Origin of the sequence: Piscinibacter gummiphilus, assembly GCF_002116905.1 — a bacterium.
Classification (GTDB): Bacteria; Pseudomonadota; Gammaproteobacteria; order Burkholderiales; family Burkholderiaceae_C; genus Rhizobacter; species Rhizobacter gummiphilus.
This window is the reverse complement of the sequence record NZ_CP015118.1, coordinates 3,374,536-3,393,160: the sequence shown is the minus strand read 5'-3', so window position 1 is coordinate 3,393,160 and position 18,625 is coordinate 3,374,536. Positions and strand designations below refer to the sequence as shown.

The window sequence follows — 18,625 nt, the reverse complement described above, 5'->3', positions numbered from 1 at the left end:
CCCCCCGTCGATCAGACCACGCCCTGCGCCAGCATGGCGTCGGCCACCTTCACGAAACCGGCGACGTTGGCGCCGTCGACGTAGCTGACGCTGCCGTCCGCGCGACGGCCGTGCTGCAGGCACGCGGCGTGGATGCTGCGCATGATGCCGTGCAGGCGCGCGTCGACCTCCTCGCGGCCCCACGACAGGCGCATGGCGTTCTGGCTCATCTCAAGCCCGGACGTGGCCACGCCACCCGCGTTGCTGGCCTTGCCCGGCGCGTACAGCACGCGCGACTCCTCGAACACCTTGATCGCCTCGAGCGTCGACGGCATGTTGGCGCCTTCGGCCACGCACTTGACCCCGTTGCTCACGAGCAGCTGTGCCTCGGCGCCGTCCAGCTCGTTCTGGGTGGCGCAGGGCAGGGCGACGTCGACCGGCACGTGCCACGGGCGCTTGCCCGCGTGGAACGTGGCGCCCACGCGCTTCGCGTATTCGTCGACACGCTGATACAGGTGGTTCTTCACCTCCATCAGCTCGGCGAGCTTCCCGGGCGTGAAGCCGGCTTCGTCGACCACCGTGCCGCTGGAGTCGGAGACGGTGACGACCTTGGCGCCGAGGGCCATGGCCTTCTCGACCGCGTACTGGGCCACGTTGCCCGAACCCGAAACGCCGACCCGCAGGCCGTCGAGGGCGAGGCCGCGCTGCTGCAGCATCTCCTGGGCGAAGTAGACGGTGCCGTAGCCGGTGGCCTCCGGCCGCATCAGCGAGCCGCCGAACGAGATGCCCTTGCCGGTGAACACGCAGTCGGCGCGGTTGGTGAGCTTCTTCATCATGCCGGCCATGAAGCCGACCTCGCGGCCGCCCACGCCGATGTCACCGGCCGGCACGTCGGTGTCGGCGCCGACGTGGCGGAACAGCTCCATCACGAAGGCCTGGCAGAAGCGCATCACCTCGGCCGGGCTCTTGCCCTTCGGGTCGAAGTCGGCGCCGCCCTTGCCACCGCCCATCGGCAGCGTGGTCAGCGCATTCTTCAGCGTCTGCTCGAACGCCAGGAACTTCAGGATCGACAGGTTCACCGACGGGTGGAACCGCAGGCCGCCCTTGTACGGGCCGATGGCCAGGCTGTGCTGGATGCGGTAGCCGCGGTTGACCTGCACCGCGCCGTGGTCGTCGACCCACGACACCCGGAACATCACCACGCGCTCGGGTTCCACGAGCCGGTCCAGCAGGCCTTGCTCGGCGTACTTCGGGTGCGCCGAGATGAACGGCCACAGGCTTTCGGTGACCTCCGAGACGGCCTGGAGGTACTCCGGCTGGCCAGGGTTGCGAAGGGCCAGATGCTCCAGGAATGTGCGATGCGAGGTGTGTTTCATCGAATGTGAATTGAAATGGTGCACTCAAGGGACGGAAAAGGGCATTCTCGTCCAAGAGCTGCACCGCATTGATTCACTCGGGTAGCGGTGCTTGCGCCATGGTGGTGCGTGTGCGCGGCCGCCTGTAGCCGCTTGCTGTCGCGGGAGCCAGGTCGCATGATCCGGATTCGACCCGCGGGCGCCGCGGGAGGAGCCCCGTCCCATGACCCGTTCGCCCGTGACCATCGTCGCCCTGTGGCTGCTGGCCGTGGCCCGGTCAGCCACCGCGGCCGGCACCGCCAACGTCACCTTCGTGAACCCGGAGAAGTTCACCGACGCCGGGTACTCGCGCGAAACCCCGACGGAGCGGGACCTCGCCGCCCTCCAGCGCGACCTCGAAAGGCACGTCCAGAAGCTGGCCGAGCGTGACCTGGCCGATGGCGAGACGCTGGCCGTCGAGGTGCTCGACGTCGACCTGGCCGGCCGCTTCCAGCCGTCCGCCCGGATCGACGACGTGCGCATCGTGCGCGACATCGACTGGCCGCGCGTCCGCCTGCGCTACACGCTCAGCCGCAACGGCGTGGCCGACCCGTCGGTGGAGGAGCGGGTCAGCGACCAGTCGTTCCTGATGTCGATCAACCCGTACAGCAGCGGCGACCGGTTGCGGTACGAGAAGGCCATGCTCGACGACTGGTTCCGGCAACGCTTCGGCAGGCGCTGACGCTCCCTTTTCGGCTAAGATGAGAATAATTCTTATTGACTTGCCGATGCGCTGACCGGCGGACGGCACCGAGGTGCCCGTGTCCGCCGCCGAAACCGCTGCCCACCAACACGTCGAGACGCTCTACAGCCACCACCACGGTTGGCTCCAGGGCTGGCTGCGCCGGCGGCTGGGCGACCGCGCCGACGCGGCCGACCTGGCGCAGGACGTGTTCATGCGGGTGCTGGCGCGGCAGGGCCGTGGCGCTCCGGAGGCCATCGACACGCCGCGTGCCTACCTCTCCACGATCGCCCGCGGCCTCGTCGTCGACCATTGGCGCCGTCGCGAACTCGAACGCGCGTGGCTCGAGACGCTGGCCGCGATGCCGGAGGCCCAGGCCCCGTCGCCGGAGACCCGCCTGCTGTGCCTCGAGGCGCTGATCCGGATCGACCGGCTGCTCGATGCCCTGAAACCGGCGGTGCGCCAGGCCTTCCTGTGGGCGCAACTCGAGGGCGTCACGTGCCGCGAGATCGGCGAGCGCCTCGGCGTGTCGCTCGCCACCGCCGAGCGGTACGTGGCCCAGGGGCTGCGCCGCTGCTACGACCTCCGCTACGCATGAGCGCCGCGCTACCCGATGCGGTCGTCGATGCGGCGATCGGCTGGTCGGTCAAGCTCGACCATGGCGAACCCACGCCCGCGGCGCGGGCCGCGTTCGAACGCTGGCTGGGTGCGGACCCGCGACACGGCCTGGCGTGGGAACGCGTGGCCGCGATGCGGGGCGACCTGCAGCGGGTGCCGCCTCGACTGGCCCTCGACACGCTGCAGTCCGCCGAGTCGGCGCGGCGGGCCCGCACCGCCGGCCGGCGCAAGGTGCTTCGCGGCCTGGGCCTCGGGTTCGCCGGGGTGGTGTCGATCGGGGCGGTGCGCGAGTTCACGCCGTGGCAGCGCCTCGTGGCCGACGTGTCCACGGGTGTGGGCGAACGGCGCACGGTGACCCTCTCCGACGGCACCCGCCTGTCCCTCAACACCGACACGGCGGTCGGCACGGACCTCGCCGGCGACCGGCGCGTGCTCATGCTGCACCGGGGCGAGATCCTCGTGACCACCGGTCCCGACGCCGGCGCACGGGGCCACCGGGAGTTCTGGGTCGAGACGGCCGCCGGACGGCTGCGCGCGGTGGGCACCCGGTTCGTGGTGCGCCTCGACGGCACGCGCGCATTCGTCGGTGTCACCGAAGGCGCCGTGGACCTGCACCCGGCCGACGGCGGTCCGGCGGTGCGGGTGGAGGCCGGGTCGTCGCGCTGGCTGGACCGCGGCGGCACGACCCCGGCCGAGTGGCGCGGGTTCGACCCGGGCGCCTTCGCCGACGGGGTCATCGCCGGCCGCGACATGCGCCTGGCCGACCTGCTGGCCGAACTCGCCCGGCATCGCCACGGCCGGCTGGTGTGCGACCCGCGCGTGGCCGACCTGCGTGTCTCGGGCGTGTTCCACCTCGACGACACCGAACAGGTGCTGCGTTTCATCGCCCGCACGCAGCCGGTGGAGGTCTCCCGACGCACGCGCTTCTGGGTCACGGTGGGCCCGGCCGCGAAAAATTCCTGAGGGGATCCGCGTTCTCGTCCGGCCTCCCTGTTGAACACCTCCGGCCCGACCGGCCAGGCCCCCTCAACAGCCCCCCGAAAGAGACCTCGACGTGAGCCGCTCCCGCACCGTTTCCTCCACCTTCCGCTTCCAGCCCCGGGCCATCGGCCTGGCCGTCGCCCTGTGCCTGGGCGCGGGCCTGGCCGCGGGCCCGGCCTCCGCGCAGACGGCCGCCGCCACGCCGGCCTTCGACATCCCGGCCGGACCGCTCGGCGCGGCGCTCGACCGTTTCGCCCGGGTCGCGGGGGTCAACCTGGCGTACGACGCCAAGGCCGTCGAGGGCCGCGGCACGCGCGGGCTGTCGGGTGCGCATGACGTCGACACCGGACTGCGGATCCTGCTGGAAGGCACGGGCCTCGCCGCCGTCCGCGCCCCCGGTGGGTTCGCGCTCGAAGCCGCCCCGGCGCCGGCGCCCGCGGGGGCCCCCACCCTCGAACCGGTGCGCGTCCGTGCCGCGGTCGAGACCGACCCGGCGATCGGCCCGGTCAAGGGCTATGTCGCCCGCGAGAGCAGCACGGCCACGAAGACCGGCACGCCGCTGCGCGAGATCCCTCAGTCGATCTCGGTGATCGGGCGGCCGGAGATGGAGGCGCGCGGCGCCGCCAACAGCGGCGACCCGCTGCTCTACACCCCCGGCGTGCTGCCCGTCCTCTACGGCGCGGACGACCGCATGAACTCCGGCGACTCCGGTGTCACGTCGCGCGGCTTCGACAGCGCGGCGGGCAACTACCTCGACGGCCTGCGCCAGCCGAAGAGCTCCACGTCGTGGAGCTATCCGCGCACCGAGGTCTACGGCCTGGAGCGTGTGGAAGTGCTGCGTGGCCCGGCCTCGACCGCGTTCGGGCAGGGCGACGTGGGCGGGGTGATCAGCCGCGTCAGCAAACGCCCCGACGCGTCGGCCCCGCGCGAGGTGGAACTGCAACTGGGCAACTTCGACCGCCGCCAGTTCGCGATCGACGTGGGCGGCGCGGCCGGCAGCGACGACGCCGTCCAGTGGCGCCTCGTGGGGGTGTCGCTCGAACACGAACCGCAGGTGCAGTACCCGAACTTCCGGCCCGAGTCGATCGAGCGCTTCTACATCGCTCCGTCGCTCGCCTTCCGTTTCGACGCCGACACCACGCTGACCCTGCTGGGCAGCGGCCTGCGCCAGTCCGGGCCCGACGTCGCCTGGGAGTACGTGAACGACAACGGCCAGCACTCCGGTGTGCTGATCGGCGAGCCCGGCTACGCGCACTACGAGGCCCGGCAGTGGGACGCCGGCTACCAGTTCGCGCACCGATTCGCGCCGGACTGGCAGGTGAAGCAGAACCTCCGCACGTCGTCGGTGTCGGTGCCCGACATGACCCTGATCGATGGCGGCTACGGCCGCGCCGACCCCGTCACCCGCGAGCTGGCGCGCGGTGCGAGCCTGTTGAGCGAATCGATGCGCTACACGGTCGTCGACACCCAGTTGCACGGCCGGGTGCCCACCGGTCCCGCCACGCACCAGCTGCTGTTCGGGCTCGACTGGACCCGGGTCGACTCCGACATCCAGGCCGCGAGCGCGGGTGCGCCGTCGTTGAACATCGACAACCCGGTGTACGGCGTGGGCGTCTCGCGCCCGACGATCGCCGATCGCAACACCGACGCGTCCTCCTCGCAGCGCCAGCTGGGGCTCTACGCGCAGGACCAGGTGCGTTTCGGTCCCGAATGGCTGCTGACCGTCGGCGGCCGGCAGGACTGGTTCGAAGGCGAGGAGTCCGACCACCTCGCCGGGGCGAGCGTCGAGACCCGCGACCACGCCTTCACCGGCCGCGTCGGGCTCACCTGGCTGCACCCGTCGGGCCTCGCACCGTACGTCAGCTGGGGCCAGTCGTTCCTGCCGACTCCGGGCCGCGATGCGGAAGGGCGGCCCTTCGAGCCCACCCGGGGCACGCAGTACGAACTGGGCGTGAAGTACCAGCCGGCGGGCGAGTCGGTGTGGCTGACGGCCGCGGTCTACGACCTCACCAAGCGCAACGTCGTCACGTACGACCCCGTCACGTTCGATGCGCGGCAGGTGGGCGAGGTGCGGTCGCGCGGCATCGAACTGGAGGCCAAGGTGTCGCTCGCCCGCGGCCTCGACCTGGCGGCGCAGTACACGCTGAACGACATCGAGAACACGGCCGACAGCAACGCGGCCCTGGTGGGCAAGCGCCCCACGCTGATCCCGAAGCACCTCGCGGCCGCCTGGCTGGATTACACGGTGCAGGGAGGGGACCTGGCCGGCCTGGGCGGGGGGCTCGGCGCGCGCTACACCGGCTCGCGCTACGGCAACGCGGTCAACACCGTGGAGAACCCGTCGGTCACGATGGTGGATGCCGCGGCGCACTACACCACCGGCCCGTGGCGCCTGAGCCTGAACGCCCAGAACCTGTTCGACCGCGACAACGGCGTCTATGGGTACGGCGTGTACTACCAGGGGCTGCGGCGCACCGTGACGGCCACGGCGCGCTACCGGTTCTGAAAAAGAACGTCACCGAACCTCGGCACCTCGGCGATCAAGCCACACGCGAGCCCGGGTTTCCCGGGCGACCCGTGGCGCCGCTCGGGGGCAGGAGCGAAGCGACTGGGGGCTCACGTCATGAGCTTGCTGTCCGGCCCGATGACCGCCAGGTCCACGAAGTTGCTCCCTTCGTGGTCCCCCTTGCCGAAGGTCAGGCGCAGCCCGCCCAGGTCCAGCGTCCCGAGGCCTTCCAGCGCGGCGTGCAGCGATTCGCGCGTCGGGGTCGCGCCCGCACGGCGCAGCCCTTCGGTCATCACGCGGGCGTTGATGTAGCCCTCGAGGCTCACCAGCGACAGGTCGTGGCTGCCCATCGCCTCCATGTCCGCGCGGTAGCGGCGCACGATCTCGTGTTTCGGCGTGAACGGCGTGGGCACGACGATGGAGAAGCCGAGGCCGCGGGTCATGTCGCCCAGCGCGCGGATGTTCTGGATGTTTGGTGCGATGGACAGGCCGTACATCGTGCTCGTGACGCCGGCCTTGCGCGCGGCCTTCACGAAGTGCGGCATCGTCGCGCCCAGGCCCATGATCACGAGCTGGGGCGCGGCCTTGGCGATCTCGGCTGCGGCCGGCTCGACCTCGGTGCTGGTGGTGTTCGGCGTGGTGGCGATCGCGACGGGCTTGAGGTTGTGCTTCGCCATCGCGGCCTCGAAGCCGGCCAGCAGCGACAGGCCCAGCGGGTCCTTCGGGTGCACGAGGGCGATGCGCGAGGTGCCGAGGGTCGACGCGGTGTTGATGAGCTTCTCGATCTCCTGGTCGTAGTTCGCGCGCACCCAGAACACGTTGCGCGACTCCTTCTTGCGCAGCGCGACGGTGCCGGTGTTCGGGCCCACGACGGGCACGTTCGGCGCGTTGTCCATCACGGCGGCGGTCTGTCGCGTGCCCAGCGGGTGCAGGATGCCCACGATCGAGGGGTCCGCGGCGAAGGCGAGGGCGTTCTGCTTGGCCTTCTCCGGGTCGAACTGGTCGTCGGCGAGCACCAGTTCCACCTTGTTGCCGTTGATGCCGCCAGCCTTGTTGAGTGCGGTGAAGAATGCAGTGGCCCCGAGGGTCAGGCCCGTGCCGTTGGCGAGTTCGATGCCGGTCTGGGCGAGCGTGCTGCCGATGCGGATCGGCTTGCCGGCGGCGCGCGCGGGGGCGGAGACCCCGCCGAGGGCGGCCGCGGTGGCGGCGAGGTGGACGAGGGTGTCGCGGCGGGAGAGGGTCGAACGTTCGGTCATCGGTCTGTACCACGGAACGCGGGAAGATCGGACTGTACGCGCGGGGCTCGGGCGCGTGGTGGCGAGTGGACCGGTTCCACGCCAGCGCGTGCGTGACGGATTTCTCGGTCGCGGACCGCGCGTGCGTTCGCGAGGGAACCCGTGCGGGCTTGTGAGACTTGACGCGGCTACTTGACGCGCTGCTTCTCGAGCTTGCGCGCGAGCGTGCGGCGGTGCATGCCGAGGCGGCGGGCGGTCTCGGAGATGTTGAAGCCGGTCTCGGCAAGGGTCTCGTGGATGCGCTCCCATTCGAGCGTCTTGATGGACGAGGGCCGTTCGGTGAGCTCCACCTCGGCGTTCCCGGCCGCCCGGGCGAACGCCGCCTCGATGTCGTCGGTGTTCGACGGTTTCGCGAGGTAGTTCCGGGCGCCGAGCTTGATGGCCTCCACCGCGGTGGCGATGCTGGCGTAGCCGGTGAGCACGACGATCACCATCGACGGGTCGTGCGCATGCAGGGCCTGCACGCACGTGAGGCCGGACCCGTTGCCCGCGAGCTTGAGGTCCACCACGGCATGGCCGGGGCTGTGTTCGGCGAGCAGCGCGGGCAGGGCGTCGGGGCCGGTGGCGTGCAGCACGCGGTAGCCGCGGCGTTCGAACGAGCGGCTCAGGGTGCGGGCGAAGGCATCGTCGTCCTCGACGATCAGCAGGAGGCGTTCAGGCGTGTCCATCCGGGGAGGGTACTTCGAGTTGGATGGCCGCGAGCGGCAGCGTCAGCACGACCTCGGCCCCGCCTGCGGGGCGGTTGCGGGCGGTGACGCTGCCGCCGAGGGTGCGGGCCACGTTCATGACCAGGAAGAGGCCGAGGCCGGCGCCGGGCCGGGGCTTCGTCGATTGGTAGGGTTTGCCGAGCGTGTCGAGCATGCCGGCGGCAAAGCCCGGGCCCTCGTCGGTCACGGTGAGCACGAGGCGGTCGCCGTCGCGCGCCGCCGTGAGGGCCACGGCGCGCGGCGATGCTTCGAGGGCGTTGTCGAGCACGTTGTGGATCGTCTGCTTGAGCGCCGGGTCGGCGACGATGGGCAGATCGTCGCCGAAGATGTTCGCGTAGGCGAGCACCGTGGTGGCGCGGGTGGCGCGCCAGTCCGCCACCAGGTCGTCGAGGAACGCGCCCACCGAGGTGGCGCGGGGCGCCTCGCCGCGGGGGTCGCCGGCCGACTGCAGGATGCCGGTCACGATGGACTTGCAGCGCGCCAACTGGGCCTGCATCTCCTTCACGTCCTGCATCAGCTCGGGGTCGGCGGTGAACGGCGTCATGCGCTGCCAGTCGCCCAGGATCACCGACAGCGTCGCGAGCGGCGTGCCGAGTTCATGCGCCGCGCCGGACGCCAGCAGGCCCATGCGCACGATGTGTTCCTCCTCGGCGGCCCGCTGGCGCAGCGAGGCGAGGCGGGCTTCGCGGGCGCGCAGGTTGTCCTGGATGCGGGAGATGCACACCACCAGCAGCGAGGCGATCAGGCCGAAGCAGATCAGCACGCCCTGCGTGTACGGATCGCCGAGGCCCGGGCCCTGTTCCAGCGGCACCTCCAGCGGGTGGTTGAACTGCGTGAGCAGCGTGAAGCAGGCGCCGGTCACGCCGACCAGGCTCCACGAGTACCGCGGGTTCAGCAGCACGGCACCGAGGATCACCTGCAGCAGGTACAGGAAGATGAACGGGTTCCGGGCGCCGCCGCTCAGGAACAGCAGCAGCGTGAGCGTGGCCACGTCGAACAGCAACGCGATGAACAGCTCCTTGTCCGAGACCGGGCGCCCGTCTCGCCAGTGCAGCAGGCACAGGATGTTGAACACGACGAGGAACAGCACCGCGTGCAGCATCCGGTCCAGCGGCAGGTGGATGCCGAAGCCGAAGTGCACCGTGAAGATCGTGGCCAGCTGGCCGGCCACGGCGAACCACCGCAGCTGCACCAGCTGCAGCATGTTCTTCAGGCCGGACGGGTCGACCCCCAGGGCAGGGCGGATCTGGAAGAAGGAGGGCATCAGCGCATCGTACGACGACGCGCGGTCCGCACGAAAAACACGGTGCCCGCGGCCACCATCAGCGCGAGGCCGTACCAGGTGATCGCGTAGACGAGGTGGCTGTTCGGGAACGACACCACCGTGAGGCCGCCCACGGGCCAGCGGTCGGCCGAGCGGGCGCCCGGCGGCGCGTCCTGGTCGATGAAGTACGGTGCGGCCTCAGTGATCCCGCGGGCCGCGGCGATGCCGGCCACGTCGCGCGAGAACCAGCGGTCGCCCGCCGGGTCGTTCTTGCGGAGGAAGCCGCCGCCCGGTTCGGTGATGCGCAGCAGGCCGGCGACGTCCACCTCACCCTGCGGGTCGTCCGCCTGGCGGGTGGCTCGGTCGCGCTTCTCGGGCGGTACGTAGCCGCGGTTGACGAGCACCGTGGTGCCGTCGGCGGTGCGCAGCGGCGTGAGCACCCAGTGGCCCGCGCCCATCACGGTGGCGGCCTGCACCAGGGTCTCGCGGCCGTGGTCGAAGGTGCCGCGCACGGTGACGTGGCGGTAGGCATCGCGGGCGGCCGTGACGTTCGGCCAGTCGGCGCGTCCGGGTGCGGCCACCGGCGGCGCGTGCACGCGGGTCTCGACCTGCTGGATCAGATCCAGCTTCCACGCGCGGCGCTGGACCTGCCAGGTGCCGAGCGCGATGAACAGCAGAAACAACAGGGCGCCGGCGAGCACGGTGCTCGCCAGCGCCCGGCTGGAACGCTGTGGCTGCGGGAGGTCCGTCAAGGCGCGACGCGCATCTCGTGCGGCGTCATGTGCGGCATCATGTTGTGGTTCATGTGGAACATGACCCACAGCGAACCGGCCAGCGTGATGACCACCAGCACGATCGTGAAGATCAGGGCCAGCATGTTCCAGCCGCCTTCGGACTTCGCGTTCATGTGCAGGAAGTACACCATGTGCACGACGATCTGCACGGCCGCGAAGCCGAGGATCACGAGGGCCGTGGTGGCCGGGCTCGCGATCACCTTGCCCATCACGAGCCAGAAGGGGATGGCGGTCAGGATGACGGAGAGGACGAAGCCCTTGACGTAGTCGGGCAGCGTGCCGTGGCCCACCTCGTCCGGGTGGAGGCCATCGTGGTGGTCGCCGTGGTGTTGGCTCATGGCAGGACTCCCATCAGGTACACAAAGGTGAAGACGCCGATCCACACGACATCGAGGAAGTGCCAGAACATCGACAGGCACAGCAGGCGGCGCTTGTTCTCGCGGATCAGGCCGTGCTTGCCCACCTGGACCATCAGCACGACGAGCCAGATGGCACCGAACGTGACGTGCAGGCCGTGGGTGCCCACGAGGGCGAAGAACGACGACAGGAACGCGCTGCGCTGCGGCGTGGCGCCTTCGTGGATCAGGTGCGCGAACTCGTACATCTCGATGCCGAGGAACGCCAGGCCGAAGAGGCCGGTGATGGCGAGCCACACCAGCACGGCCTTCGTGCGGTTGCGGTTCATCTCGATCATCGCGAAGCCGTACGTGATGGACGACAGCAGCAGCATCGCGGTGTTGAGTGCGACGAGGTTCAGGTCGAACAGGTCGGCGCCCGAGGGGCCGGCCGCGTAGTTGCGGCCCAGCACGCCGTACACCGCGAACAGGCACGCGAAGATGAGGCAGTCGCTCATCAGGTAGATCCAGAACCCCAGCAGGGTGCCGTTCTCCGGATGGTGCTCCGTGGTCTCGTAGAACTGGACCGGGGCGCCAGGCGCGCCCGGGTGGGTGGCGGTGATGTCAGACATGGGCGGCAGCGAGCTGGCGGGTGCGGGCGTCTTCCGTGCGGATGACTTCGTCGGCGTGGATGTGGTAGTCGCGCTTGTAGTTGAACGTGTGCACGATCGCGGCGACCACGATGGCGGCGAACGCCACGCCGGCCAGCAGCCACATGTGCCAGATCATCGCGAAGCCGAACACGCCGCTGAGGGCGGACAGCACGAGGCCGGCAGCCGTGTTCTTGGGCATGTGGATGTCGATGAAGCCCTTGAGCGGACGCTCGTAGCCGCGCTTCTTCATGTCGGACCAGGCATCGTTGTCATGGATGCGAGGCGTGAACGCGAAGTTGTAGGCCGGCGGCGGCGAGGCGGTGGACCATTCGAGCGTGCGGCCGTCCCACGGGTCGCCCGTGACGTCGCGCAGCGCTTCGCGGTTCCGGAAGCTCACGTACAGCTGGATGATGAACGAGGCGATGCCCAGCAGGATCAGGAAGGCGCCGAAGGCGGCGATCACGAACCAGATCTGCAGGGACGGGTCCTCGAAGTGGCTCACGCGGCGCGTGACCCCCATCAGGCCCAGCACGTACAGCGGCGTGAAGGCGACCCAGAAGCCGACCAGCCAGAACCAGAACGAGCACTTGCCCCAGAACGCGTCGAGCTTGAAGCCGAAGGCCTTCGGGAACCAGTAGTTGATGCCGGCGAACAGGCCGAACACCACGCCGCCGATGATCACGTTGTGGAAGTGGGCGATCAGGAAGAGGCTGTTGTGCAGCACGAAGTCGGCCGGCGGCACCGCCAGCAGCACGCCCGTCATGCCGCCGATCACGAACGTGACCATGAAGCCGACGGTCCACAGCATGGGTACCTCGAACTTGATGCGGCCGTGGTACATCGTGAACAGCCAGTTGAATATCTTGGCCCCCGTGGGGATCGAGATGATCATCGTGGTGATGCCGAAGAACGAGTTCACGCTGGCACCCGAGCCCATCGTGAAGAAGTGGTGCAGCCACACGAGGTACGAGAGGATGGTGATCACGACCGTGGCGTACACCATCGACGCGTAGCCGAACAGGCGCTTGCGCGAGAACGTGGACACCACTTCCGAGAAGATGCCGAACACCGGCAGCACCAGGATGTAGACCTCGGGGTGGCCCCAGATCCAGATCAGGTTCACGTACATCATGGGATTGCCGCCCAGTTCGTTCGTGAAGAAGTTCGTGCCGACGTAGCGGTCCAGCGACAGCAGGGCCAGCACGGCGGTCAGCACCGGGAAGGCGGCGACGATCAGCACGTTGGTGCACAGCGAGGTCCACGTGAAGACGGGCATCTTCATCAGCGTCATGCCGGGGGCGCGCATCTTCACGATCGTGACGAGCAGGTTCACGCCCGATAGCAATGTGCCTACGCCCGCGATCTGCAATGACCAGATGTAGTAGTCGACCCCCACGTCGGGGCTGTAGTCGATGCCCGAGAGCGGCGGGTACGCCAGCCAGCCGGTCTTCGCGAATTCGCCGACGAACAGCGACATCATCACGAGGACGGCGCCGCAGGTGGTCATCCAGAAGCTGAAGTTGTTCAGGAACGGGAAGGCCACGTCGCGCGCGCCGATCTGCAGCGGCACGATGTAGTTCATCAGGCCCGTGACCAGCGGCATCGCCACGAAGAAGATCATGATCACGCCGTGGGCGGTGAAGACCTGGTCGTAGTGGTGGGGCGGGAGGTAGCCCACGGCATCACCGAAGGCGATGGCCTGCTGCAGGCGCATCATCAGCGCGTCGGCGAAGCCGCGCAGCAGCATCACGATGCCGAGCACCATGTACATGATGCCGATCTTCTTGTGGTCGATGCTGGTGAACCAGTCGCGCCACAGCGTGCCCCACAGCTTGAAGTAGGTGATCAGCCCGAGCAGGCCGATGCCGCCGAGCACGACACCGGCGAAGGTGGCGATCAGGATGGGCTCATGCAGCGGAATCGCCTCCCACGAGAGGCGACCGAAGATGAGCTGGGTCAGGTTGTCGGGCATCGTGTGTCTCGGATACCTAAAGGCAGGGGAACGAAAGGCTTCTTACTGGGCGATGGCGACCGGCGTGCCGACCGGGTTCGCCGGCGTGCAGATGTCGGTGGCCAGGGTGGTGGCGGGCAGGCCGGACTCACCCTTCGGCACGGTGGTCAGTGCGTACGACGAGAGCCCGGCGCGACCGGCGCCACCCGCGGCGTCGATCGCCATCATGTGCTTCATGCACATGCGGCCGGGTTCGACGCAGCGGTTCACGATGGCGTCGTACAGCGCGGGGTCGACCGAGGCGTAGCGGCGCACGGGCTCGCGTTCGCTCGGGCGCTCGAGCTTGACGTAGGTCTCGCGGTCGAGCTTCTGGCCTTCGGCCTGGTTCTTCTTGACCCAGGCTTCGAAATCGGCCACGTTCATGCCGTGGAACTTGAAGCGCATGCCGGAGAAGCCGGCGCCGCTGTAGTTCGCCGAGATGCCGTCGTAGACACCCTCTTCGTTGATCACGGCGTGGAGCTTGGTCTCCATGCTGGGCATCGCGTAGATCATGCCGGCCAGCGCGGGAACGTAGAAGGCGTTCATCACGCTCGACGCGGTGATGCGGAACTGGATGGGCACGTCCACCGGGGCGGCCAGCTCGTTCACCGTGGCGATGCCTTGCTCGGGGTAGATGAACAGCCACTTCCAATCGAGGGCGACCACCTCGACGACCAGCGGCTTGGCTTCCTCGGGCATCGGGCGCTCGGCGTCGATGCGGGCCAGCGGGCGGAACGGGTCGAGCGTGTGGGTGCTGATCCAGGTCAGGGCGCCCAGGGCGATGATGATCAGCAGCGGGGCCGCCCAGATCACCAGCTCCAGCTGGGTGGAGTGGTCCCAGTCGGGCTTGTAGACGGCCTCCTTGTTGGATTCACGGTATTTCCACGCGAAGAACAAGGTCAGCGCGATCACCGGGACGATGATCAGCAGCATCAGCAGCGTGGAGATCACGACCAGCCGGCCCTGCTGGGCCGCGATGTCGCCGGACGGGTTCAGCACCACCATGTTGCAGCCGGACAGCAGGGCAGCGAGCGCAAGGGCGGCGAACCCGCGGAGGGGCGCGCGGAAGGACGTGAGGTTTGGCATGCCTGGAGCGAGGAAAAGGCGCGTGCCCCACAGGGAGGCGACACGGCGTGCAAGGTAGGCGCACAATGTAATTCCGGAGGTCCGGAATTGCGATTGGACGTTTTGTCCTATGGCGCAAATTCCATTCCGGTGCGATTCTGCGCAACCTTGCAAGACCCTTGAGTCCGAATCCCGCACGATGTCCAGCATCACACACTCCGAACCCAACTCCGGCACCCTCGAACGGGACGCGCGGGTCATCACGGCTGACCATTCGGTGGCCCCTGGCGAGATCGCTGTGGGTGTCGTCATCGGTCGGGCCTCCGAGTACTTCGACTTCTTCGTGTACGGGATCGCGTCGTGCCTGGTGTTCCCGGCGCTGTTCTTCCCGTTCGCGTCGCCGCTGGAGGGCACACTGTACGCCTTCGTGGTGTTTTCCTTCGCGTTCATCGCCCGTCCCATCGGTACGGCCATTTCGATGGCCGTGCAGCAGCGGTGGGGCCGCGCCACGAAGCTGACCATGGCCCTGTTCCTGCTGGGCACGTGCACCGTGGGCATCGCCTTCCTGCCGGGCTACGGCACGGCCGGCGCCACCTCCATCATCCTGCTGTCGGTGCTGCGCATCGGCCAGGGCCTCGCGCTCGGCGGCTCGTGGGACGGCCTGCCGTCGCTGCTGGCCATGAACGCCCCGAAGGAAAAGCGCGGCTGGTACGCCATGCTGGGCCAGCTGGGCGCGCCCGTGGGCTTCATCGTCGCCACGGCCCTGTTCGCGTTCCTGTACGCCAGCCTGAACCTCAACGAATTCCTGGCCTGGGGCTGGCGCTACGCCTTCTTCGTGGCCTTCGCCATCAACGTGGTGGCCCTGTTCGCCCGCCTGCGCCTCGTGGTCACCCACGAGTACGAGCAGCTGCTGGAAGCCCGTGAACTCGACGCCGTCGACACCACGGACCTCGTGCGCACCCAGGGCCGCAACCTCGTGATCGGCGCCTTCGCCCCGCTCGCGAGCTATGCGCTGTTCCACATCGTCACGGTGTTCCCGCTGTCGTGGATCCAGCTGTTCACGCACCAGTCCATCACGCAGTTCCTGCTGATCCAGATCCTGGGCGGCTTCCTGGCCGCCGCCGGCATCGTGGCCTCCGGCAAGATCGCCGACCGCGTGGGCCGCCGCAGCACGCTGGGCGCACTGGCCGTGATGATCGCCGTGTTCAGCGGCTTCGCCCCCACGCTGCTCGACGGCGGCACGCTCGGCCAGGACGTCTTCATCCTGATCGGCTTCATCCTGCTGGGCCTGTCGTACGGCCAGGCCTCGGGCGCGGTGACCGACAACTTCATCGGCCGCTACCGCTACTCCGGCGCGGCCCTGACGGCGGACCTCGCCTGGCTCATCGGCGCGGCGTTCGCTCCGCTGGTCGCGCTGGGCCTGTCGGCCCACTTCGGCCTCGGCTACGTCAGCGTCTACCTGCTGTCGGGTGCCGGGTGCACGCTGGCGGCGCTGAGCATCAACCGGGCGCTCGGCCAGGACTGATGCCCCTGCGGGTCACCCCGGCGAACGCCGGGGCCCACCGGCCCGCCTGGCGCTTCGACTGCGGTGGATCCCGGCGTTCGCCGGGATGACCGCTTCGGCGGCTTCAGAACTTCACGCTCGCCGTCACGCTCGCCAGCCACGTCCTTCCCGGCGCCGGTTCGAAGAACCGCCCGTTGCCCTCGTTGACGATCACCGAGCCGATGTAGCGCTTGTCGAACAGGTTGTCGGCGCGCACGGTTCCACCCAGCTCCCAGGCGCCCACCGCGAGCACGTAGCCCACGTGTGCCGACGCGATCGCGTACGACGGGGCCGCGTCCGTGTTCGCGTCGTCCACCATCACGCTGCTCAGGTAACGCGCTTCCACGCCACCGCGCCACCCGGTGGGAGGCAGCCAGGCCACGCCCGCGTACAGCGAGCCCCGGGCGATGCCGGGGATGCGGTTGCCCGCGGGCACGTTCACGGTGGTGGTGAAGCTGTCGCGGTAGGTCGCGTCGAGCCAGGTGGCCGCGGCCTGGGCGCGCAGGTGCCGCTGCCATTCGCCGGACCAGCCCAGTTCCACGCCCGTGCGCCGCGTGCGGCCCACGTTCTGGAACGTCGAGCGGCCGCCCACGTTGGACCGCGTCGCGATCTCGTCGTCGGTGCGCGTCTGGAACACCGCGGCGTTGAGGTCGCCCCAGTCGCCCGTCTGCACCTTCACGCCGGCCTCGAGGCTGTTGCTCGTGGCGGGCTTCAGCGCGAGGTTCAGGCCGGTCTGGCCGTCGGGGCGGTACGACAGTTCGTTGAGCGTGGGGGTCTCGAAGCCGCGGCCGGCGGTGGCGTACAGGTGCACGCGGTCGTCCACGGCGTACAGCACGCCCACGACCGGCAGTGTGGCCTCGTAGTCGGTGCTGCCGCTGTCGTCCGGGTTCGAGCCCACCACGTACTGGTCGGCCGAGCGGATGCGCACGCGGCTGTGCCGCACGCCAGCGTTCAGCGTCCACTGCGGCCCGAGCTGCCACGAGGCCTGCACGTAGGGGTCGGTGTTCGAGGCATGGTTCTCCTCGTCGCGTCGCAGCGAGCCTTTGACGCCGAGGGTCGTGCCCACGAAGTTCTGGAAGCCCTGGCGGTGCTCCGACAGCGTGTCGTACGCGAGGCCGGCCACCAGGTCGAACGGCTGGTCGGCGAGGCGGGTCTTCCAGGTCCAGCGCACGTCGGTGCCGCTGTAGTCGCGGCTGAGCGAGATCACGCCGCCGGGGTGCAGCGGGTTGGCCTGCGGGGCGACCGGGATCGCCTGGTACTGCTCGGTGCCGCGGTGGCCGGTGTAGGCGAGCAGGCGGACCATGTGCTCCGGTGCGACGCGCCGCTCGTACACGACGCCGCCCTGCGTCTGCTCGACCGTCTTGCGCGTGTCGAAGGCCAGCGCCTGCGGCGCAACCCCGCGCGGGTTGGCCTCGAACTGCGCGCGGGTCAGGCCCAGCGGATCCTGCGCGAGCGGCAGCGCCACGCTGTTGGCCACGAAGGTGAGGCGCGACTGCTCGTCGGGCTTCAGCGTCAGCTTCGCGTTGCCGAGGCGCCGGTCGGCCTCGCTGTGGTCGCGGTAGCCGCCGGTCACGAAGCGGCTGGCGCCCACGACGTAGCCGAGGCCGTCGACGACCCCGATGGCGTTCGTGCCGAGGCGGTACGTGTCGTCGCTGCCGCCCGAGGCGCCGAACTCGAGGCGGGGCGGGCCTTCGGGGTCTTCGGTGAACACCTGCACGACCCCGCCGGCGGAGTTGCCGTACAGCGCCGAGAAGGGCCCGCGCAGCACCTCGATGCGGCCCACGGTGCCCAGCTCCGCATGGGTGATCTGGCCCTGGCCATCGGGCAGCGTGGCGGGGATCTCGTCGACGTACAGGCGCACGCCGCGGATGCCGAACGTGGAGCGCGCGCCGAAGCCGCGCATCGAGAGCTGCACGTCCTGCGCGTAGTTCTGGCGGTCGCGTGCCTGCAGGCCCGGCACGGCGCCGAGGCTCTCGGAGATGTTGATGCGGGCCCGGCCGGCGCGCACGTCGGTGCCGTCGACACGGTCGATCGAGGCCGGCACGTCGAAGCCGGCGGCATCGGTGCGTGTGGCGGTGACGACCACGGGGGGCAGGCGGACGGGGTCGGGCGGCACCTCGGCCTGGGCGAGTGCGGCGGCGGGCGCGCCGAGCGCCCACAGCGGCCAGCGCCGCGGGGCAGGGAAGCGGGTCATGTCGTCATCTCCTCGTTCAGAACGGCTTTTCGCGGCGCGTCTCGAGGTAGGCCTTGATCGCCCAGATGGCCTCCTGATCGAACGTGCCTTCGAACGGCGGCATGTACACCGCACCGTTGCGGCTCCGGCCATGCCGCACCGTGGTCAGGAAGTATTCGTCATTCTCCTTGACACAGGTGGCGCGGGTGTTTGCCTGGGCCGTGGCGCAGTCGTTGTCAAGCTTGCGCAGGTCGGGCGCGATGCCACCCGACACCGCCTCGAGCCCGTGGCAGCGCGCGCAGTTCTGGTTGTAGGCCGACGAGCCCACCTTCACTGCGGCGTCGTTCGTGCGGTACGGGTTCTCCGCGCGCCACGCGTCGCCGAGGCGCGGGAGCGACGAAGTGTCCACCGCCTGCGGCACGGTGTCCCCGTGGGCGAAGGCGCCGAACGCGGCGAAGAGGGCCACCGTGCAGGCGATCACGCAGGCAGTGGTGCGCACACGCGTGCGGCGATGCGAAGGGTAGGGCGCGGCGTAGGGGAACGGCTTCATGGGAGGTCTCCGGGTGCGATGAAAAGCGCGGCGGGGCCGCCTCCCGGTTGCGCAAAGCGCATGCCACGGCAAAGTGTTCCAGGACGGAACAACCGC

The 18,625-nt window shown here is 69.6% G+C and carries 16 protein-coding genes; 5 read left to right on the top strand and 11 right to left on the bottom strand.

Going from position 1 to position 18,625, the window contains the following annotated elements; translation table 11 throughout:
* Window positions 1-11 precede the first annotated feature (11 nt).
* The gene (gene gdhA / locus A4W93_RS15170) at window positions 12-1,355 is read right to left on the bottom strand and encodes an NADP-specific glutamate dehydrogenase (RefSeq protein WP_085751398.1); all 1,344 of its coding nucleotides are present in this window, start codon (window positions 1,353-1,355) and stop codon (window positions 12-14) included.
* 202 nt (window positions 1,356-1,557) lie between these two features.
* Here gdhA and A4W93_RS15165 point away from each other — a divergent pair, with 202 nt between their 5' ends.
* The 4 genes from A4W93_RS15165 (at window position 1,558) to A4W93_RS15150 (ending at window position 6,160) form a co-directional block, all read left to right on the top strand.
* Window positions 1,558-2,055 (top strand): DUF3016 domain-containing protein, encoded by a 498-nt coding sequence (locus tag A4W93_RS15165; RefSeq protein ID WP_085751397.1) that lies wholly within the window; start codon window positions 1,558-1,560, stop codon window positions 2,053-2,055.
* 79 nt (window positions 2,056-2,134) lie between these two features.
* Window positions 2,135-2,653, top strand: a complete 519-nt coding sequence (locus A4W93_RS15160) for a sigma-70 family RNA polymerase sigma factor (RefSeq protein WP_085751396.1) — start codon at window positions 2,135-2,137, stop codon at window positions 2,651-2,653.
* Complete coding sequence (locus A4W93_RS15155) at window positions 2,650-3,636, top strand: FecR domain-containing protein (protein WP_085751395.1); 987 nt, start codon at window positions 2,650-2,652, stop codon at window positions 3,634-3,636. The genes A4W93_RS15160 and A4W93_RS15155 overlap by 4 nt, the downstream gene beginning before the upstream one ends.
* Window positions 3,637-3,727: 91 nt before the next feature.
* On the top strand, window positions 3,728-6,160 hold the full coding sequence (locus tag A4W93_RS15150; RefSeq protein WP_085751394.1) for a TonB-dependent siderophore receptor: 2,433 nt from the start codon (window positions 3,728-3,730) through the stop codon (window positions 6,158-6,160).
* Window positions 6,161-6,270: 110 nt separating this feature from the next.
* On the opposite strand, the gene A4W93_RS15145 is transcribed toward A4W93_RS15150, so the two are convergent.
* From A4W93_RS15145 to cyoA, 8 genes are all read right to left on the bottom strand, one after another.
* Entirely contained in the window at window positions 6,271-7,416 is a 1,146-nt protein-coding gene (locus A4W93_RS15145) for an ABC transporter substrate-binding protein (RefSeq protein WP_085751393.1), read from the bottom strand.
* 167 nt (window positions 7,417-7,583) lie between these two features.
* Window positions 7,584-8,123 (bottom strand): response regulator transcription factor, encoded by a 540-nt coding sequence (locus tag A4W93_RS15140; RefSeq protein ID WP_085751392.1) that lies wholly within the window; start codon window positions 8,121-8,123, stop codon window positions 7,584-7,586.
* Complete coding sequence (locus tag A4W93_RS15135; RefSeq protein ID WP_085751391.1) at window positions 8,110-9,426, bottom strand: ATP-binding protein; 1,317 nt, start codon at window positions 9,424-9,426, stop codon at window positions 8,110-8,112. The genes A4W93_RS15140 and A4W93_RS15135 overlap by 14 nt, the downstream gene beginning before the upstream one ends.
* The gene (locus A4W93_RS15130) at window positions 9,426-10,178 is read right to left on the bottom strand and encodes an SURF1 family protein (RefSeq protein WP_085751390.1); all 753 of its coding nucleotides are present in this window, start codon (window positions 10,176-10,178) and stop codon (window positions 9,426-9,428) included. Before A4W93_RS15130 ends, A4W93_RS15135 begins: the two co-directional genes overlap by 1 nt.
* Complete coding sequence (gene cyoD / locus A4W93_RS15125; protein ID WP_085751389.1) at window positions 10,175-10,558, bottom strand: cytochrome o ubiquinol oxidase subunit IV; 384 nt, start codon at window positions 10,556-10,558, stop codon at window positions 10,175-10,177. The genes A4W93_RS15130 and cyoD overlap by 4 nt, the downstream gene beginning before the upstream one ends.
* Complete coding sequence (gene cyoC, locus A4W93_RS15120; protein ID WP_085751388.1) at window positions 10,555-11,187, bottom strand: cytochrome o ubiquinol oxidase subunit III; 633 nt, start codon at window positions 11,185-11,187, stop codon at window positions 10,555-10,557. Before cyoC ends, cyoD begins: the two co-directional genes overlap by 4 nt.
* Window positions 11,180-13,180: a cytochrome o ubiquinol oxidase subunit I gene (gene cyoB / locus A4W93_RS15115; RefSeq protein WP_085751387.1), complete on the bottom strand. Its 2,001-nt coding sequence runs from the start codon at window positions 13,178-13,180 to the stop codon at window positions 11,180-11,182. The genes cyoC and cyoB overlap by 8 nt, the downstream gene beginning before the upstream one ends.
* A gap of 42 nt (window positions 13,181-13,222) precedes the next feature.
* Window positions 13,223-14,284: a ubiquinol oxidase subunit II gene (gene cyoA, locus A4W93_RS15110; protein ID WP_085751386.1), complete on the bottom strand. Its 1,062-nt coding sequence runs from the start codon at window positions 14,282-14,284 to the stop codon at window positions 13,223-13,225.
* Between the two features lie 178 nt (window positions 14,285-14,462).
* Between cyoA and A4W93_RS15105 the strand changes: the two genes are divergently transcribed.
* On the top strand, window positions 14,463-15,788 hold the full coding sequence (locus A4W93_RS15105) for an MFS transporter (RefSeq protein WP_085751385.1): 1,326 nt from the start codon (window positions 14,463-14,465) through the stop codon (window positions 15,786-15,788).
* A gap of 103 nt (window positions 15,789-15,891) precedes the next feature.
* Here A4W93_RS15105 and A4W93_RS15100 read toward each other — a convergent pair whose 3' ends face one another.
* Together A4W93_RS15100 and pedF are read right to left on the bottom strand one after the other, a co-directional pair.
* The gene (locus A4W93_RS15100; RefSeq protein ID WP_085751384.1) at window positions 15,892-18,000 is read right to left on the bottom strand and encodes a TonB-dependent receptor; all 2,109 of its coding nucleotides are present in this window, start codon (window positions 17,998-18,000) and stop codon (window positions 15,892-15,894) included.
* A 16-nt stretch (window positions 18,001-18,016) separates the two neighbouring features.
* Window positions 18,017-18,529 carry a cytochrome c-550 PedF gene (gene pedF, locus A4W93_RS15095; RefSeq protein WP_085751383.1) on the bottom strand — a complete coding sequence of 171 codons (513 nt, stop codon included), beginning with the start codon at window positions 18,527-18,529 and terminating at the stop codon, window positions 18,017-18,019.
* Between the last annotated feature and the right edge of the window lie 96 nt (window positions 18,530-18,625).

Bases quoted from the DNA above. Each gene is read 5' to 3' on its own strand.
- cyoB (WP_085751387.1), bottom strand. From the start codon at position 13,180: ATGCCCGACAACCTGACCCAGCTCATCTTCGGTCGCCTCTCGTGGGAG.
- A4W93_RS15105 (WP_085751385.1), top strand. From the start codon at position 14,463: ATGTCCAGCATCACACACTCCGAACCCAACTCCGGCACCCTCGAACGG.
- A4W93_RS15135 (WP_085751391.1), bottom strand. From the start codon at position 9,426: ATGCCCTCCTTCTTCCAGATCCGCCCTGCCCTGGGGGTCGACCCGTCC.
- A4W93_RS15145 (WP_085751393.1), bottom strand. From the start codon at position 7,416: ATGACCGAACGTTCGACCCTCTCCCGCCGCGACACCCTCGTCCACCTC.
- cyoC (WP_085751388.1), bottom strand. From the start codon at position 11,187: ATGTCTGACATCACCGCCACCCACCCGGGCGCGCCTGGCGCCCCGGTC.
- A4W93_RS15165 (WP_085751397.1), top strand. From the start codon at position 1,558: ATGACCCGTTCGCCCGTGACCATCGTCGCCCTGTGGCTGCTGGCCGTG.
- A4W93_RS15140 (WP_085751392.1), bottom strand. From the start codon at position 8,123: ATGGACACGCCTGAACGCCTCCTGCTGATCGTCGAGGACGACGATGCC.
- cyoD (WP_085751389.1), bottom strand. From the start codon at position 10,558: ATGAGCCAACACCACGGCGACCACCACGATGGCCTCCACCCGGACGAG.
- A4W93_RS15100 (WP_085751384.1), bottom strand. From the start codon at position 18,000: ATGACCCGCTTCCCTGCCCCGCGGCGCTGGCCGCTGTGGGCGCTCGGC.
- cyoA (WP_085751386.1), bottom strand. From the start codon at position 14,284: ATGCCAAACCTCACGTCCTTCCGCGCGCCCCTCCGCGGGTTCGCCGCC.
- A4W93_RS15155 (WP_085751395.1), top strand. From the start codon at position 2,650: ATGAGCGCCGCGCTACCCGATGCGGTCGTCGATGCGGCGATCGGCTGG.
- pedF (WP_085751383.1), bottom strand. From the start codon at position 18,529: ATGAAGCCGTTCCCCTACGCCGCGCCCTACCCTTCGCATCGCCGCACG.
- gdhA (WP_085751398.1), bottom strand. From the start codon at position 1,355: ATGAAACACACCTCGCATCGCACATTCCTGGAGCATCTGGCCCTTCGC.